20 protein-coding genes are annotated in these 16,537 nt (G+C 42.7%); 10 read left to right on the plus strand and 10 right to left on the minus strand.

The features are described from left to right. Window positions 1-183 precede the first annotated feature (183 nt). On the minus strand, window positions 184-1,044 hold the full coding sequence (locus tag AZ46_RS20415; RefSeq protein WP_029283681.1) for a peptidylprolyl isomerase: 861 nt from the start codon (window positions 1,042-1,044) through the stop codon (window positions 184-186). 266 nt (window positions 1,045-1,310) lie between these two features. Between AZ46_RS20415 and AZ46_RS21650 the strand changes: the two genes are divergently transcribed. Together AZ46_RS21650 and AZ46_RS20425 are read left to right on the plus strand one after the other, a co-directional pair. Next, window positions 1,311-1,397, plus strand: coding sequence for a YjcZ family sporulation protein (locus AZ46_RS21650; RefSeq protein WP_035207754.1), 87 nt, complete (start codon window positions 1,311-1,313; stop codon window positions 1,395-1,397). 101 nt (window positions 1,398-1,498) lie between these two features. Further along, window positions 1,499-1,582 carry a YjcZ family sporulation protein gene (locus AZ46_RS20425; protein WP_035319514.1) on the plus strand — a complete coding sequence of 28 codons (84 nt, stop codon included), beginning with the start codon at window positions 1,499-1,501 and terminating at the stop codon, window positions 1,580-1,582. Window positions 1,583-1,826: 244 nt separating this feature from the next. Here AZ46_RS20425 and AZ46_RS20430 read toward each other — a convergent pair whose 3' ends face one another. Both AZ46_RS20430 and AZ46_RS20435 read right to left on the minus strand, forming a co-directional pair. Next, window positions 1,827-2,006: a hypothetical protein gene (locus tag AZ46_RS20430; RefSeq protein WP_029283683.1), complete on the minus strand. Its 180-nt coding sequence runs from the start codon at window positions 2,004-2,006 to the stop codon at window positions 1,827-1,829. Window positions 2,007-2,173: 167 nt separating this feature from the next. Continuing rightward, complete coding sequence (locus AZ46_RS20435; protein ID WP_029283684.1) at window positions 2,174-2,713, minus strand: DUF3267 domain-containing protein; 540 nt, start codon at window positions 2,711-2,713, stop codon at window positions 2,174-2,176. A gap of 232 nt (window positions 2,714-2,945) precedes the next feature. On the opposite strand from AZ46_RS20435, the gene AZ46_RS20440 reads away from it, so the two are divergent. Further along, on the plus strand, window positions 2,946-3,281 hold the full coding sequence (locus AZ46_RS20440; RefSeq protein ID WP_029283687.1) for a DUF1878 family protein: 336 nt from the start codon (window positions 2,946-2,948) through the stop codon (window positions 3,279-3,281). Here the strand turns inward: AZ46_RS20440 and AZ46_RS20445 are convergent. Together AZ46_RS20445 and AZ46_RS20450 are read right to left on the minus strand one after the other, a co-directional pair. Further along, entirely contained in the window at window positions 3,268-3,864 is a 597-nt protein-coding gene (locus AZ46_RS20445) for an HTH-type transcriptional regulator Hpr (protein ID WP_029283689.1), read from the minus strand. The genes AZ46_RS20440 and AZ46_RS20445 overlap by 14 nt on opposite strands. Window positions 3,865-4,066: 202 nt before the next feature. Then, the gene (locus AZ46_RS20450) at window positions 4,067-4,423 is read right to left on the minus strand and encodes a YtxH domain-containing protein (protein ID WP_029283691.1); all 357 of its coding nucleotides are present in this window, start codon (window positions 4,421-4,423) and stop codon (window positions 4,067-4,069) included. 158 nt (window positions 4,424-4,581) lie between these two features. Between AZ46_RS20450 and AZ46_RS20455 the strand changes: the two genes are divergently transcribed. Beyond that, complete coding sequence (locus AZ46_RS20455) at window positions 4,582-4,770, plus strand: hypothetical protein (protein ID WP_029283693.1); 189 nt, start codon at window positions 4,582-4,584, stop codon at window positions 4,768-4,770. A 39-nt stretch (window positions 4,771-4,809) separates the two neighbouring features. Here AZ46_RS20455 and AZ46_RS20460 read toward each other — a convergent pair whose 3' ends face one another. The 3 genes from AZ46_RS20460 to AZ46_RS20470 all read right to left on the minus strand — a co-directional run bounded on the left by AZ46_RS20460 (window position 4,810) and on the right by AZ46_RS20470 (window position 7,085). Continuing rightward, window positions 4,810-5,331 (minus strand): tryptophan transporter, encoded by a 522-nt coding sequence (locus AZ46_RS20460; protein WP_029283695.1) that lies wholly within the window; start codon window positions 5,329-5,331, stop codon window positions 4,810-4,812. 116 nt (window positions 5,332-5,447) lie between these two features. Beyond that, entirely contained in the window at window positions 5,448-6,524 is a 1,077-nt protein-coding gene (serC, locus tag AZ46_RS20465) for a 3-phosphoserine/phosphohydroxythreonine transaminase (protein ID WP_029283696.1), read from the minus strand. 138 nt (window positions 6,525-6,662) lie between these two features. Beyond that, window positions 6,663-7,085: an HIT family protein gene (locus AZ46_RS20470; RefSeq protein ID WP_029283698.1), complete on the minus strand. Its 423-nt coding sequence runs from the start codon at window positions 7,083-7,085 to the stop codon at window positions 6,663-6,665. Window positions 7,086-8,053: 968 nt separating this feature from the next. On the opposite strand from AZ46_RS20470, the gene AZ46_RS20475 reads away from it, so the two are divergent. From AZ46_RS20475 to AZ46_RS20485, 3 genes are read left to right on the plus strand one after another with little or no spacing between them, the layout of a single operon-like run. After that, entirely contained in the window at window positions 8,054-8,791 is a 738-nt protein-coding gene (locus AZ46_RS20475; protein WP_029283700.1) for an ABC transporter ATP-binding protein, read from the plus strand. After that, window positions 8,788-10,017, plus strand: coding sequence for an ABC transporter permease (locus AZ46_RS20480; protein WP_029283701.1), 1,230 nt, complete (start codon window positions 8,788-8,790; stop codon window positions 10,015-10,017). Before AZ46_RS20475 ends, AZ46_RS20480 begins: the two co-directional genes overlap by 4 nt. 23 nt (window positions 10,018-10,040) lie before the next feature. Continuing rightward, a complete protein-coding gene (locus tag AZ46_RS20485; protein WP_035319540.1) occupies window positions 10,041-10,748 on the plus strand; it encodes an EcsC family protein in 708 nt (235 codons plus the stop codon). A 102-nt stretch (window positions 10,749-10,850) separates the two neighbouring features. Here the strand turns inward: AZ46_RS20485 and AZ46_RS20490 are convergent, their stop codons facing one another. Continuing rightward, entirely contained in the window at window positions 10,851-12,050 is a 1,200-nt protein-coding gene (locus AZ46_RS20490; RefSeq protein ID WP_029283705.1) for a M20 family metallopeptidase, read from the minus strand. Window positions 12,051-12,184: 134 nt separating this feature from the next. On the opposite strand from AZ46_RS20490, the gene AZ46_RS21120 reads away from it, so the two are divergent. Then, window positions 12,185-12,835 (plus strand): phosphatase PAP2 family protein, encoded by a 651-nt coding sequence (locus tag AZ46_RS21120; protein ID WP_152554788.1) that lies wholly within the window; start codon window positions 12,185-12,187, stop codon window positions 12,833-12,835. 158 nt (window positions 12,836-12,993) lie between these two features. Next, window positions 12,994-13,482: a VanZ family protein gene (locus AZ46_RS20500; protein WP_029283709.1), complete on the plus strand. Its 489-nt coding sequence runs from the start codon at window positions 12,994-12,996 to the stop codon at window positions 13,480-13,482. A 222-nt stretch (window positions 13,483-13,704) separates the two neighbouring features. Here the strand turns inward: AZ46_RS20500 and AZ46_RS20505 are convergent, their stop codons facing one another. Continuing rightward, complete coding sequence (locus AZ46_RS20505; RefSeq protein ID WP_029283710.1) at window positions 13,705-14,211, minus strand: antibiotic biosynthesis monooxygenase family protein; 507 nt, start codon at window positions 14,209-14,211, stop codon at window positions 13,705-13,707. A 134-nt stretch (window positions 14,212-14,345) separates the two neighbouring features. On the opposite strand from AZ46_RS20505, the gene AZ46_RS20510 reads away from it, so the two are divergent. Then, window positions 14,346-16,487, plus strand: coding sequence for a transglycosylase domain-containing protein (locus tag AZ46_RS20510; protein ID WP_029283712.1), 2,142 nt, complete (start codon window positions 14,346-14,348; stop codon window positions 16,485-16,487). Window positions 16,488-16,537: the final 50 nt, after the last annotated feature.

Raw genomic sequence — 16,537 nt, forward strand, 5'->3', positions numbered from 1 at the left:
GTGTGAAGGTCACAAAACAGGAAGGAATGTGCCCTTGGTGAAGTGTTCCAAGGTGTGAAGGTCACAAAACAGGAAGGAATGTGCAGTTTCAGGATATGTAAGAACGTGCTTTTAACGACTATACAACCATACGAACTAAAAAAGCCCCGAAGCTTTCACTTCAGGGCATGTATCGATTCTTTATTATTGTCCTTCAGCCGGAGCGGCTTCAGGAGCTTTGAATGTATCTTCGAGGTCTTTGTCTTTCACTTTTACATCAGCTTCTTTCAGGGCTTTGTCAAGAGCTCCCTGAACAGCATCTGGCTGGCCTACTTTTTGTTTCTTCACGTCAGCTTCAAGCTGCTTTTTCATTTCTTCGTAAGGTTTTACTGTTTCGGTTACTTTGATGATGTGGTAGCCGAATTCAGATTTGACCGGCGCGCTTACTTCTCCTTCTTTAAGAGCGAAAGCTGCTTTTTCGAACTCAGGAACCATTTGTCCTTCGCCAAACCAGCCTAAGTCGCCGCCGTTTTGTCCTGAAGGATCTTTAGATGCTTCTTTTGCAAGATCTTCAAACTTTTCGCCTTTATCAAGACGTGATTTGATTTCTTTTGCCGTTTTTTCGTCTTCAACAAGGATGTGGCTTGCTTTTACTTTGCCTTTAAGTGTTTCGTAGTATTGCTTTGTGTCTTCGTCCGTTACTTTTACTTCTTTTTCAGCTGCTTTTTTGCGGAGCAGGTCCACTTTTACCATATCTTTAACAGTCTTTTCGCCTTGCTGCTGAATGACTGCTTCAAATTGAGGGCCGTATTGCTGCTTTAAGTTGTCGATTTCTTGATCTACTTCTTTGTCCGTTACTTTGTAGTCTTCACTTAGTACTTTTTCGTGGACAAGCTCTGTGAGAACATCTTTTCCAAAGCGGTCTTTCATTGCTTCGTAAAATTCATCCTTCGTTACGTTGCCTGCTTTTGTTTCAGCGATGACTTCTGAGCCGCCATCATTGTTACTGCATGCGCCAAGTGCTAAAACACTGGATGCTGCTAATGCGAGAGCAAATCTTTTCATCTGATACAACTCCTGATTCTGTTTTTAGTAAGGATAATTTCGCCTTTTCTGCTGATTTATGTCTGAAAACAAGTATGTACAATGCAAAACGGCAGGGCGAAATATCCCTTAAGGCAGCGGACTGCCTAATTATTGGAACACTATACCACATTGTGCCATGAACTAAAAAGTTTTGCAATAGGACCAGGGTAATCAGGGCATTCGTCTAGGTCAAATCTGCAAAACGTCCATATGATGTATGGAACACCGATAAGGGAGGTTTTATTATGGGATATGGATATTCAAACGGTTTTGCATTGCTGGTGGTTCTGTTCATTTTATTGATCATTATTGGTGCTTCTTATCTTTACTAGGTAGCGAAGGGCTAAAAATTTTCAAACAAAAGACAGTGGCCTATTCGCTGTAAAGTGATCATGCATAGTATATCTTACCGACGTATAAAGGAGGTGTCATTATGGGAGGATACGCTGGAGGTGGCTTCGCGTTAATCGTAGTTCTGTTCATCTTGTTGATCATTGTTGGTGCTGCTTGGCTGTAAGCCAAAACTAAAATAGCTGACAGATAATCTGTCAGCTATCATTGTATAAGCTGTATGCGTCAGTTTGCATACAGCTTTTTAAGTGTTAAGGATGTACATAATTTTGCACTTTGTTGTCTAGCTTCACCGCCCAACTCCTCTGCCAGAACAAAATCCCCCAAACAGTCATAAACCGGACTTTTCGTGTGATTTCTTATCTGCCTTTCGGAGCTAAACCGGGCGCTTACGCTTTTCTGATTGAAATCTAAGTAAACAAGATTTCTATGTAAGATGAAACCAATAAGATGGTGATCAGGACATTGATTGTCCGGAATACTTTTGTTTGTCGGTCTTCAGGAATCTCTCTTACCAGGCAGAGTGCGCTGGTTAATTTATTGATATAGAATAAGATGAACACTGCAAACAAAATGAAAAAAGCTATCATATGAGATTCCCCCTCTCCTCACTGATACATATAAGATTACCAAAAATCGAGTGAAAAAGATAGCAATGACTCCTAATAAATAGCAAAAGAAAAGCATCTCAGTATTGAGCTGCTTTTCTTAACCGGGGTCAAGCCTATCCTATTCGGCAATGCTCCCTGTTATGCTCTTATTTTTGGAAGAGGATTTCAAAGCTCTCGTCCGCTTCTTCAATGTAGCAGGCCTTTGGAGCCTTTAGCAGATGATTCATGTAAATAAAGTCTGTTATGCAAATGCCGGTGTGAAAGGCGATTCCCAGACTGAAATAATGCAGGTAAGAAGGGAATGCGATCAAGCCTGCAGCAAGAGCTGAGTTCACAAGCACAATTGGCGCTGCAAGAGACAGCAGCATCATCGTTTTTGATACATTGCAGTTTGTTTTTAAATAGATAACCGGCAGTATATAGGATTGAACCCTGCATTTCAGTGATACGCGGTATCCGGCCATCCAAAGCGGCAGGGCATGCAGCAGCTTGTGGCATGGTACAACGCAAAAAGCAAACAAAAGAAGCAGGAGAAAGTGATCTGCTTTAAGATGGATGTATGGGAAAACGACCATTAATGGCAGATAGATGCCGATAAACGTAGTCATCATGATGAATGCAGCTAATATAGACAATCTATGGAATCCATAATCTTTTGAAAGATTAATGGTTTTCCAGCAGTTCATTAAAATCACCGTCCGAAAATCATGTCTGTGACATAATTGGTATTGAAAAAAGGGAGCTCAGTCCGGCTCCGTTACATACTTTACGATGCCTGAACAGAAATTGCAATATGAAATTTCGGATGAAAACGGTTAAAATGAAAAATAGGAATCTTTTACAAAAGATGAGCCTACCTAAATGAGGCGGAATGATTTAAAATATAGGAACGAATCAGAAGGAAAGAAGTGAACGGGAGTGGAATCGTTTGAAAAACGCATGGCCAATTTGGAGTATTATCAAAAGATGCTGATTAAGATGGCTGATGCTGAAAAATATCCCTTTTATGTATCGGTTATGAAGGCGGGACTTTCAGCAGAGGAAATTGAAGAGATCCACCGTATATGCAGAGAACTCGAAGATATGCTTGCAGAACAAAAAGAGCAAGGGCTTCTGAATTACGAAAGCCTTCTTACTCTTTTTGCGGGTCAGCTGAATTATAAGCTTTCTGTCGATGACACCATTATTCACCTGCATAAACAGGGGCTTTATGAGCCGCTGATGGGTGAATTCAGAAACATTATTCGGAAATAGCCGGAACAGTTTCAGCTTCTGGGTCTGCAAGCTTTTTCAGCTTCCGGTTTTCCTCAACAAATTCCTTTTCGATGTTCGTAAAGGAATGCTCGAAGATCTCCATAAAATCGTCCCCGTAAATGTTTCGAATGATGCACATCATTTCCATAATCTCAGGGAATTTTCCGTATAAGTTTTGAAGGGGCAGGGCTCCTTTAAAAACGGCATTTCTGCTTGGATCATAATCTTCAAGCAGCTTCAGAAGAATTTCTTCTCCCTGCTCTGTCAGCTGAATGTACGTATTCCGTTTGTCATTCTGCTTTTTGGAAAACTCAAGATAGCCTCTTTCTTCAAGCTTTTTTGAAAAGTTAAAGGCTGTTGAAACATGCATGACCCCGAATTTGGCAATTTCAGAGATTGAAGCGCCCTTTAAATGATAGGCAATCCATAAAATATGGTGCTCATTTATATTTAAGTCATAGGGCTTTATCCATTGCTGCCAGTCTTTTTCGATGGATTTCCACAAAGCTTTGCTCAGCTGAGCGATTCTCTGGCTGAATAACAAGGCTTCTTTAATGGAATAATCCTGTTCGTTTCGTTTCATCCCCAGTCACCTACTTTTTCTCTTTTACTCTTATATTCTATTATGCCAATAAAATAAAGATTAATAAAGATTAAATTTACAAAATTTTTAAATAAATTGTGAAAAAGCCGGAAAAGCGTTGTTTTACTCACATAAAAAAAAGAGCGGCCTGTGAGAAAATCTGCCGCTCTTATTTCATAATTGGTTTGTCTACAAAAACAATCTATTTGTTCAGTGTTTGCTCAAGCTCTTTTATTTTTTCTTCAATCTGGCTGATTTCTTTCTGAAGCTCTGCTTTATGCGGCTCAATTTCCTCCTGCCAGGTCTGAATCGATTTCTGCAGATCAGCCGTTACATCCTTTAGTACGACAGCGCTTTCTTGAGCGGTCTTTACAACCGATTCTTTCAGGGAGATGCTGTCATCTTTCAGCTGTATGAGAATGGATTCGAGTTTTTGTTTGTTTTGCTTTAACTGAGTCCGCAGGTCTCTGCCGGAAGAAGGTGCTGTCAGGATGGTCGCAAGTCCTCCGATTACGCCTCCTACAAGCAGGCCTGTCATTAAAGATTTTCCATTTGCCATAAGTATCACTCCAGTTTTTTTGTTATGTACATATAGACTCTAAGGAAGTCATTCCTTATTAAATACCCTCTGTTAAGGGAGATAAACGCTTGTTTTACTCATAGCATATGCCGTTTTTGCATAGGTATGAGTAGGGACATGAAAGGGGAGGGGGAAGAGTGGCAGGAGTTATTTTTCTGTTTTTTGCCGTCAGTTTGCTTCTGTTTACCGGATCGTTTCACTATCTGAAATTGGCTCAGCAGTCCGCTTCCTATCCGCCTAAGCATATTGTTCATCAAAAAGCAGCAGTCCTTGCAGGCGGAGGAGCCATTGCGCTTTTAATTGGGATCTTATTTTATACCGTATAAGTTTTAAAAAAACCCGACCGTTTAGGATCGGGTTTTCGTTTAGTTAAGTGCAATTTTTGAACGTTTAAGGATTGTCTGCACAATCGGGTATATAAAGACCATGGCCACAGTGTTCATCGCAACAGCAGGAAGAACAACTGCGAGAAATAATGCTGTAAATCCAGCTCCGCCAGGCAGACCTACAATAAAAAAGGCTGCTGTCAGGAAAACCGTTCCGGATACGAGTGTGCCGACAGCTGTCAAGACGCCCGCTCCTGCTACAGTTGAAGCATATTTCTTAATCATCAGTACAAGCAAGTAGAAAACAAAGGCTGTTACAATCTTGTCAATCACATTCGGAAGCAATCCCCCGGGGAAGCTGGTTGTCAGGCCCGAAAGGACACCTGTTACTGCTCCAAGCAGGAAAACGTTGCGGATGTGCGGGAAAAGCAGAATGCCTAAAAACATCATCGTCAGCATCATATCAGGCTTCATGCCTCCGAAGATCGGCGGAATAATACCGTGAAGCGCCAAACCCATTGCGACAAATAAAGATAACACCACTAAAACTCTTGTATTCATTTCTCAACTCTCCTCAGTCTAAGCTCTTTTTTTTGGCCTCCCCAATAATGACCTCTGTCTTATTGCGGGAGAACTTAAAAACAGTATAACAGGTATTTCTTCCCTTGTAAAAAAGATTATCTGTGTTTTTTCTGGAATTCCGTCATGAATTCTGCAAGCGCTTCGCAGGCTTCAAGCGGTACGGCGTTATAAGCGGAAGCACGGCATCCTCCAATGGAGCGGTGGCCGTTTAAACCGGAAAATCCTCTTTCTTTTGATTCCTTAAGAAACGCTTTTGTTAATTCTTCATTTTCCAAAGTAAACGTAATGTTCATGTTCGAGCGGCTTTCTTTTTTCGCATGGCCCCTATAAAATCCTCCGCTTTTGTCAATGCATGAATAGATAATTTGCGCTTTACGCTCGTTCAGCTCTTCAATGGCTGCAAGGCCGCCTTGTTCTTTCATCCACTCAAGCACTAATGAAAGCATGTAAATGGCAAAAGTGGGAGGTGTATTATAAAGCGAATTCTGCTTCGAGTGAGTCGCATATTTCAAAATGGAAGGGATCTCCTGATTGGCATTCTCAAGCATCTCTTTTTTCACGATCACAACTGTGACGCCTGAAGGACCGAGGTTTTTCTGCGCTCCTGCATAGATAAGGGAAAATTGGCTGACATCGATTTTCCTGCTCATAATGTCGCTTGACATATCAGCTACTAAAGGAAGTTTTGTTTTAGGAAAGCTCTTCCATTGTGTGCCGTAAATCGTATTATTGGATGTAAGGTGGACATAGCTTCCTTCAGAAGGATCTTCAAATTCTTCAGGCACAAAGGTATAACGGTCGTCTTTTGAAGAGCCGATAACAGCTGTTTCTCCCAGCTTTTCCGCTTCTGCCAGGGCCTTTTCAGACCAGACGCCGCTCATCACAAAGTGAGCAGGTGAACCGCTTTTTAAAAAATTCATCGGAATCATCGCAAATTGAAGGCTCGCTCCGCCCTGCAGAAACAGAACTTCGTATTCTTCAGGAATGTCCATTAGCTCCCGCATCAGTTGGGAAGCTTTGTTATGTACATCTTCATACGGTTTGCTCCTGTGGCTGAGTTCCATGACCGACATGCCTGTACCTTTAAAATCAATAAGTTCGCTTTGGGCTTTTTCCAGAACTGCAAGCGGGATGGCAGCAGGTCCGGCATTAAAATTGTGCGTTCGTTTCATGAAAAATGTCACTCCTCACTTTGTCGCGGTGCATGATTAAAAAATCTATTTTTATATCCTAACATGAAATGAGAAAACGGAGTCGGAATTTTTAAAAAATATTTCAGGGCATGAAAAAACCCGCTTCGTAAGCGGGTATTATAGAAGACCTTCCTGAATAGTAGAAGCAATTTGCTTCAAGTCATCAGGCGTATAATCTTCCGTATGGGTTTTCCAGACCGCTCCAAAACCGTCGCCTTTTCCGTAGCGCGGAATCAGATGAATGTGATAGTGAAAAACGGACTGTCCGGCTTTTTCGCCGTTGTTGTTCAGGATGTTCATGCCAACAGGCTGAAACTGCTCTTTAATGGCATTTGCAATTTTAGGAACGGTTTCAAAAACATTGCGGGCAATATCAGGTGTTAATTCATAAATGTTTTCCTTATGTACTTTCGGAATGACCAAAGTATGGCCTTTTGTAACCTGGCTGATGTCGAGAAACGCAACAACATGTTCATTTTCAAAAACTTTTGCACTAGGAATTTCCCCGTTTACGATCTTGCAGAAAATACATCCGCTCATTCCATTCATCCTTTCGTGGGTACGGTTTGCTTATCCATATAGTACCATAGCTGGCTGCGCGGATTCAAAAAAAGAGAGGGGATTCTAAATTGCTTTTGCCGCACAAACTCTGGTGGGAGAAGAGAGGAAAGTGTTCTAAAAAGGGTTTAGCAACATTAACCCTGGTTGGAGAAGAGGGGAAAGTGTTCTATAGAGTGTTTAGCTGCACAAACTCAGGCTGAAGAATGGAGGAAAGTGTTCTAAAAAAAGTTAAGCCGCACAAACCCTGGCTGGAGAAGATAGGAAAGTGTTCTAAAAAGGGTTTAGCAACATTAACCCTGGTTGGAGAAGAGAGGAAAGTGTTCTAAAAAGGGTTTAGAAACATTAACCCTGGCTGGAGAAGAGAGGAAAGTGTTCTGAAAAGGGTTTAGCAACATTAACCCTGGTTGGAGAAGAGAGGAAAATGTTTTAAAAAGGGTTTAGGACAAAAAAAGAAACAGGATGATCGCAATGATCACCCTGCTCTGCAGAGGAGGAAGAGCCGGCGCAGCTTAATGGCAAGACTCGCAGATCTCTTTGTCATCTCCCTCATTTGCTTGGAAATGAAGGAAAAAAAGAGTGAATTTGTTAAACATGGTTCAAAGCAACCATCTCCCAGTTAAGAGTATCATTAATGAGTCTTAACTAATCAATAACTGTCTTTGACGAACACCTCATTCAGAAAATGAATTTATACAGAGCATCTATTACTGAAAGTAACGGCCCGCAAACACCTCATCTCGAAATGGAAATATTCATGATGTTAACTAGCTCATGGATTCCTTCACTAAACTGTCTTTAACAAACACCTCATTTGAATGAATGTCTGTGACAGCTCCTCACCTCTACATCCATTATGATGTCCAGGTAAATCACAATTATGCATGCGAAATTAGCAAAATGTCCGGCGGATTTGGTAAGATAAAAGAAAACGGCGAAGGGACGAAACGATGAGCTTATTACAAGTAAACCAGCTAACGGGAGGCTACACGCGAAACCCCGTTTTAAAAGATATATCGTTTGAAATTGACAAGCATTCCATTGTCGGATTGATTGGGTTAAACGGTGCCGGAAAGAGCACGACGATCCGTCATGTGATCGGGCTGATGGAACCTCATAAAGGGGAGATCTCCATCAATGGCATTTCGTTTCAGGATGAGCCTGAGGCTTACCGCAGCCAGTTTTCCTTTATTCCTGAAACCCCGATTCTATATGAAGAATTAACCCTTTACGAACATCTTGAACTGACGGCCATGGCATATGGATTAAGCCGCGAGACATTCAAAAAACGTCTTGATCCGCTCCTTAAGGAATTCAGAATGGAAAAAAGGCTGAAATGGTTTCCAAGCCACTTTTCTAAAGGGATGAAGCAAAAAGTCATGATTATGTGTGCTTTTTTAGTTGAGCCTGAACTGTACATCATTGACGAACCGTTTGTAGGCTTAGATCCTCTTGCCATCAATGCGCTTCTTGAAATGATGAACAAGGCTAAACAGGAAGGAGCCGGCATTCTGATGTCAACGCACATCCTGGCTACTGCAGAAAGATACTGTGATTCCTTCATCATTTTACATAACGGCAAAATCCGTGCAAAAGGCACCCTTTCAGAGCTTCAGGATGAATTCGGGATGAAGGGTGCATCGCTTGATGACTTATATATTCAGCTGACAAAGGAAGATCAGCAATGAAAAATCTCGACCAGATATGGAAAACCCGGCTTGAGGCTCATGTAAAAGAAGTGCAGTCTTATACTAAATATATGTTTAATGACCATCTCATTTTTGTACTGGTTTTTTTAGGGGCAGGAGGGGCGCTGTCCTATCAGGAATGGCTTAAAACCATGCCGGAAAATTTTCCGGCCCTGCTGATTTTGACCGTTGTGTTTGCACTGATTATCACAGCTTCCAGCGTCCGAACGCTGTTGAAGGAAGCAGATCTCGTTTTTTTACTGCCGCTTGAAGTGAAAATGGCGGACTACTTCAGAAAAGCGACGGTTTACAGCTTTTTCAGCCAGCTGTACATCTTTTTTATTGCAGCGATTGTATTCGCTCCGATGATTTTCCGGGCAGAAAATTTTACAGGAACAGACTACCTGTTCATGTGCCTGCTGATTCTTCTTGCAAAAGCATGGAATTTGCTGATGAGTTTCAGAATATCTTTTTATACTGAACAGTCTGCAAAAGCAGCTGATCTTGCCGTTCGTTTTGCTTTGAATGCAGCAGCCGTCTATTTCATCCTGTCTAAAGCTTATTTATATGCGATCGTTGTCTTTGCGGTCATGGCCGTTCTCTATCTGTATTTTAAAAAAGCAACAGCTGCAAAGGGCATCAAATGGGAAGCGCTTATTGACCGCGAGCTTGAGAAGAAGCAATCCTTTTACCGGATTGCCAACCTCTTTACAGATGTGCCGAAGCTTAAGAAAAAGGCCAAGCGGAGAAAGATGCTTGACGGCCTGCTTACGCTGATTAAATACAAACAGGAAAACATGTATGCCTACCTTTATACACGCGCCTTTTTAAGGTCGGGTGACTTTCTGGGCATCTTTTTGAGGCTGACTGTCATCGGAAGCATCATTCTGTTTATCATTCCGACGAATCAGTTCAGTGTCCTTGCGATTGCTATTTTAATCCTGTACTTAACAGGCATCCAGATTCTCGGTTTGTATAAGCATTTTGATATGCTGTCGCTGCCGGACCTGTATCCCGTCAACAGGCAGCATAAAAAAGGGAAGTTCCTGAAACTTCTCTTCAGCATCGTTTTATTCCAGCATCTCATTCTGACGGTGGTGTCACTGGTTTCCGGTAAATGGATGCCTTCCATTATCCTTTTAGGAGCGGGCATCGCGTTTGCTTACCTTTTTGTATATCTGTATGTAAAACCGAGGCTGGCTAAAATGGATGCCAGCGTATATTAAAGCAAAGGCAGCTGATAAACATGCTGTATGAAAAGCAGCTTGAAGAAGATCTTTTCCAATGGAAAAAGAAACTGCTTAGAAAGTCTTCCAGGTTAGAACGTTTTTCGAAAAAAACACAAACGAAAATAAACGCGCATATTCCTGAAAAAATACACACCATTATTACAGAAAGCATTAAGAAAATGGTTGGAGCAACACTTGCCGGATCTAATCTGACAACGTCCGAAAAAAAGCTTGAAGGCATCTCGTTTGAAGAGCGGGAAAATAAGGTGCGCCAAACCATCTCAGCCTATCAGAAGGCGGCGGCTGTCGAGGGAGCGGGGACAGGTGCAGGCGGTCTGCTTGCTTCTGCAGCTGATTTCCCTTTGCTGCTGGGGATTAAAATGAAGTGTCTGTTTGAAATTGCCACACTTTATGGATATAACCCAAAGCAGGTTGAAGAGAGGATCTTTCTGCTTTATATTTTCCAGCTTGCCTATTCAAGCGATGATCACCGCAGAAAAACATTCGATCTGATTGAGAATTGGGAAGAGCGGAAGGAAACGGTTAAGGAAATCGACTGGCAAACCTTCCAGCAGGAATACAGAGATCACATTGACCTTGTCAAACTGCTGCAGGTCATGCCCGGAATCGGCGCCGTTGTCGGAGGAGTTGCCAATTATCATCTTGTGAGGCACCTCGGGGAGACTGCCATGAATTGCTACAGACTGAGAAGGCTCGGCACAATCTAATGGATTGTGCTTTTTTTTATGGAATAGCAGGGCATTCGGTCTTTCGCCGAACACGGTTTTGGGAATATAAAAAAACGGCGCCGAAGCACCGTTTCATCTGCTTTATTTCCCAGCCGCCACAGGAGCGTGTTCTGCCTGATATTGAAGGATGGCAAGGCTGAAGGTTTTGGCAGCAATCAGCATCGCTTTTTCATCGATATCAAATTTTGGATGGTGATGCGGATAGGCTGTATCTGAATAGGTCGGCTTTGCGCCTGTGAAGAAGAAGGTTCCTTTTACGTGCTGAAGGAAGTAGGCAAAGTCTTCGCCGCCCATTTGCATCGGGCTTTCTTCTACAACCCCCACGCCAGGGACGTTTCCTGCGAGGTTTGCCAGGAATTCTGTTTCCTCGCGGTGGTTCACAACGGCAGGATAGCCTCTGTCAAAAGTATACTTATAGGCAGCATCATATAGGTCACAGGAAGCTTTCACCGTCCGTTCAATTTCCTGCTCGATCTGAGTGCGGATTTCTTCATTAAACGTTCTGACCGTTCCGATTAATTCAGCCGAATCGGCAATAACGTTAAATGGATTTTCAGCGATAAATGAACCGACAGAAACGACGGCTGATTCTACAGGATCGACTTTCCGGCTCACGATTTGCTGGAGGTTCAGCACGAGCTGGGAGCCAATGACAACAGCGTCCTTCGTTTTTTGCGGCTGTGCTCCGTGTCCGCCTTTTCCCTGCACCTTAATCTGGAAACGGTCTGCAGCTGCCATAATCGGTCCTGTCCGGTACTGAATTTTACCTGCAGGCTCGCTTGCCCATAGATGGGTGCCGAAAATGACATCGACGCCATCGAGGCATCCATCCTCAATCATCGCTTTTGCACCGCCTGGAGCGTACTCCTCTGCATGCTGGTGAATAAACACCACATTTCCTTCAAGATTCTCTTTGTGCTTGTGCAGCACTTTTGCCAAAACGAGCAGTGTCGCTGTATGGCCGTCATGTCCGCAGGCATGGGTGACACCGGGAACCGTCGACTTGTAGGGTACATCCTTTTCATCCTGAATCGGCAGGGCATCAAAGTCTGCGCGGAGGGCAATTGTTTTCCCAGGCAGTCCGCCTTTTACCACCGCTACAACGCCGTTTCCTCCCACTCCGGTTCTGGGCTCAATGCCGAGCTTCTGGTAATATTCTGCTATGTAGGCTGCTGTCTTGAATTCCATAAACGAAACCTCGGGATGCATATGAAGGTAGCGTCTGATTTCAACCATTTCCTCATAGGCTGCATCGAGTTCTGAACAAATCTCCTGAAACAAATCACTTCATCCTTTCTTTTTAAAAAATATATATTCGCCAAATGATTCATAAGATAAAATAAATTCTGATATTAGGTCAATTTTAGGGAAGTTGTTTGAAAATTACAAGATTAAAATCTGAAAGGTGTGAAAAGGTGAAAAAGATTTCGATTATGGGAGGATGTCTTCTGGCAGCTCTCATTCTGTACGGACTTATCCACACGGCTTTTATAAAACCTGCAGATGACGTAGCCTCGCAATTTGCACAATACATCCAGCAGTCAGAAGGCATTCTTGCTTTTTTTGAGGGAATAGGCTATCTTGCTTCAAAGCCTGGAATCATCAGTCTGCTTGCAATAGCTATTGTTGTTCTTTCTCTTTTATTCAGACATTATCTTCAATCGCTCATGATTGGTTTGGCGGTGTACCTTGGAGATGTTTTAAACAAATTTCTAAAAAGCGTGACGGCAAGAGAACGTCCGCCAGAGCCCCTTCATCTTGAAGAGGGGTTCAGCTTTCCAAGCGGCCATGCCATGGTAGGCGTCATCTTTTATGGTCTTTTTGCCTATATGATTATGGAAAAAATCAAGTCTCCTGCTCTTAAAAAAGGGATTTGGGGAGCGGTTGTTCTGCTAATGGCCTTGATTGGGATCAGCCGCGTCATCACCAATTCGCATTATGTCACAGATGTGATTGGCGGGTACTTCATCGGCCTCGTATTTCTTCTTGGGACCATTCTTATTTATGAATGGGCAAAGAATCTGCTTGCTGCTGCAAAAAAGAAAAAAGGCGACGTTTCTGCTTAAAAAAACAGGTATTCTCTTAATGAGAGTGCCTGTTTTTTTTCCTTTTATAATTCTTTTACTCTTTTAAATTACGAAACTTTTTATGGATAAATTTGGTTGTTGTATTTATACTAAATTTATTGGAATGAAAAGAAGTACAGCAAGTAATGGGGGACTAGATGAAAAAAATATTTAATGCCATGCTTAGTATAAGTTTTGTGTTCTATTTATTAGCATTAATTTCTCTCTTATTTTTAGGTTCAAGAGGCTATTGGACAGATGTGTCATTGATAGAATACATAAAGAATTCTTCAAATTTTGTTCCTTTAAAAACGATCAATACATATGTTCATGCGATTTTTGACGGAAGTATGAATATGGATACACCAATAAAAAACCTGTTTGGAAATTTTATTATGTTTTTACCGATGGGTATCTATCTGCCCTACTTTATAAAAAGAATGAACAAGGTAAGTGTTTTTTCAATTTCGATGATGATCTTGCTATTAGTTATTGAAGGAATACAAGTAGCTGCAAAAAGGGGGATTTTCGATATTGATGACTTCATTCTTAATATGTCAGGTGCTTTAATTGGATATTTCATCTGGAAAAGCAAAGTTGTTCAAACATTATTTACCCAAAGCTCTAAGAATTCACTATCCGCATAGCCGGATTCGGCAGCGATATATAATGGCAAAGAATTTCAGGGTTGATCTTAATCACTTAGATTAACCCTGTTTTTGCTGTTTTCTTTTCATGTAAACAAGTGTGTTAACGGAAAATGAAAGATGGGTAAAGGTACAGGGAGGAATTGTGTCATTTCCAAGGAAATAGTGTCGCAATTTAGGCATGAAAAACTCCTCCATACATAGGTCGGAGGAGCGGTTCTTTTAGTGTTCTTTTACAACCTGATAGGTCGTCACGTAAGAAGGTCTCGGGAAAATCGGCTTTTGATCCACGCCCTCGCTTGTTCCGCGCTTTTTATGGGCTTTTGCGTAGGACTGGGACTGCTGCCAGTTTTTAAACGATTCTTCTTTATCCCATAGAGTTAAGATGACGTATGTGTCATCTTGAACAGGTCTCAGGACGCGGATGGCCGCAAATCCCGGTTCGTTTTCGATCATGCGGGCACGTTCTTTGAAGCGCTGTTCAAAAAGCGGTCTGCCTTCGTCTGTGACAGGAATATTGTTCAAAACGGCATAGCTGCCGGTCTTGAAATCTCCCACTCCATCAAGCACTTCGTATTTTTTAGGCTCTTTAAAAAGGGAATCTGATTCGCTTTCATGAAGAAGGATGCCCTTATCCTCATTCTGCATCAGCAGCATGTTTTCATCTGTGTGTTCTGCTGCGGTTTTTGCCAAGTATTCCGGAGTTCCAAATGTGACATAAAAGTTCATTTTACATACACCTCTTTTTGTTTCATTATAACAATGACTGGACAAAGAAGGCTATTATGAGCCTCTGCTTACATATTCAACCCTTTTTTTAACAATACTAAACATGTATAAATCTACGGAACGCAGGTGACAGCATGCGAAAAAAAGTCATTCTTTCTGCTCTGGCAGCTCTGCTGACAGCTATTATTGCTCTGGCAGTTTATCTCCTCATCCTTGTCATTGGAGATTATTCCATTGATGAAAAAAAGCTTGTGATGGATTCTACGACTACACTTGTTGATCCTGAAGGCAGCAAGGTGGCGGAACTGTATTTGCAGAACCGGGAGCCTGTCTCGGTCAAAGACATTCCCGTTCATGTCCGCGAAGCGTTTATAGCTGTTGAGGATAAACGGTTTTACGAACATAACGGAATAGATTTAAAAGCCATTTCAAGGGCTTTGTACAGGGATTTTCTTGCCGGCGGGAAAGTGGAGGGCGGAAGCACCATTACCCAGCAGCTTGCAAAAAACACATTTTTGACTTCTGAAAAATCTGTGCTCAGGAAAGTCAAAGAAGCCGCCATTGCCATGAGCCTTGAGAATAAATACAGCAAAAGCAAGCTACTTGAGCTGTATTTAAATCAGGTTTATTTTGGCCACGGTGCATACGGTATCCAGAGTGCTTCGCTTTACTATTTTAATAAAGAAGTGAAGGATCTGACGGTTGAAGAAGGAGCGATGCTGGCAGGAATTCCAAAAGCACCTTCCAATTATTCTCCTGTCCTTCATCCGGATAGAAGCAAAGAACGGAGGGACACAATCCTTTCTTTAATGGGTGATCAGGGTTATCTGACGGCTGAGGAAGTTGTCAGATCACAGGGGAGAACGCTCGGCCTTTCGATTTCTGAGGAATCTGAGACTCCATGGCTTATCTCATATATCGACATGGTAATGGATGAAGCAGAAGAAAGATACAACCTCTCAAATGAAGAACTGATGCGGGGTGGATATACAGTCACAGTGCCGCTTGATGCAGGCATGCAAAAGACCGCCTACGAACTGTTCCAGAAAGATGCGTATTTTCCAGGAACGACAAAAGGCGCAGAGGGAGCATTTGTCCTGATTGACAACAAGACCGGCGGTGTGAAGGCTGCCATTGGCGGCCGAAACTACGTGCAAAAAGGGTATAACCGCGTAACGACAAAGCGTCAGCCCGGGTCTACGTTCAAGCCGATTGCCGTTTATGCTCCTGCCATGGAGGAAGAAGAATTCGGTCCATACTCCCTGCTTGAAGACAAGCCCGTCTCATATGATGGCTATCAGCCAAAAAATAACGACCGCAAGTATGATGAAGAGGTTACGATGTACGATGCGATTACAGCCTCCAAAAATGCTCCGGCTGTGTGGACATTAAATGAAATGGGTGTCTCAACCAGCAAGAAGTATTTGGAAAAATCCGGCCTGCCCATCGAGGACAACGGCCTCTCCATTGCGCTTGGCGGACTTAAAAACGGTGTAACCCCTCTTCAGATGGCAAACGCGTACAGAGCTTTTGCGCAATACGGTGTATACAGTGAGCCGTATTTTATCCAAAAGATTACAGACCGAGATGCTAAAGAAGTTTCGGCACCAGAGCACCTAAAGAAGCGGATTTTTTCCGCACAGACCGCCTGGAACATGACGAGAATGCTTGAGGAGGTAGTAAACGAAGGGACAGCAAGCATCGGAACTTATGACGGTGTACTTGCAGGAAAAACAGGCACAACTTCATTTACCGATGTAGATGGTGCTGTAAAGGATGCATGGTTTGTCGGATATACTCCGTCTGTATCCGGAGCTCTCTGGATGGGATATGACCGCACGGACAGCAAACAGTACCTAAAGCAGGGCAGCTCCTATCCTACACGTCTTTTCAAAGAAATCCTGAGTGAGTCCGGCAAAGACCTGAAAACGGCATTCCAGATGCCTGACGGCGTTGAAGATCTTGAAGAGCCGATCAGACTGAAGAATCTGGGTGAAGTAAAGGCAGGGTATACGTTTAAAGCGCTTGGCCTTTTCACCGTGACATTGAAATGGGATGCGCAGAAGGATGACCGCGTCATCTACAGAATCTATGAGACAAGCGGGAGCAAAGACAAGCTCGTAGGGTTCGTTAAGGGTGAGGATTCGTATGAGATTCCTTATTCCAATCTCTTTTCAAACGCAGAGTATAAAGTCGTTCCGTACAACGAGCAGACAGACCAGGAAGGCGAAGGGTCAGATCCTGTCAAACCCGAGCTTTTTACATCAGGTCTATGAGCAGCATGCAGATTCCGCATGCTGCTTGATTACGTCAATTTTTTGACATT

It is taken from the genome of Metabacillus indicus LMG 22858 (assembly GCF_000708755.2).
Taxonomy (GTDB): Bacteria; Bacillota; Bacilli; order Bacillales; family Bacillaceae; genus Bacillus_P; species Bacillus_P indicus.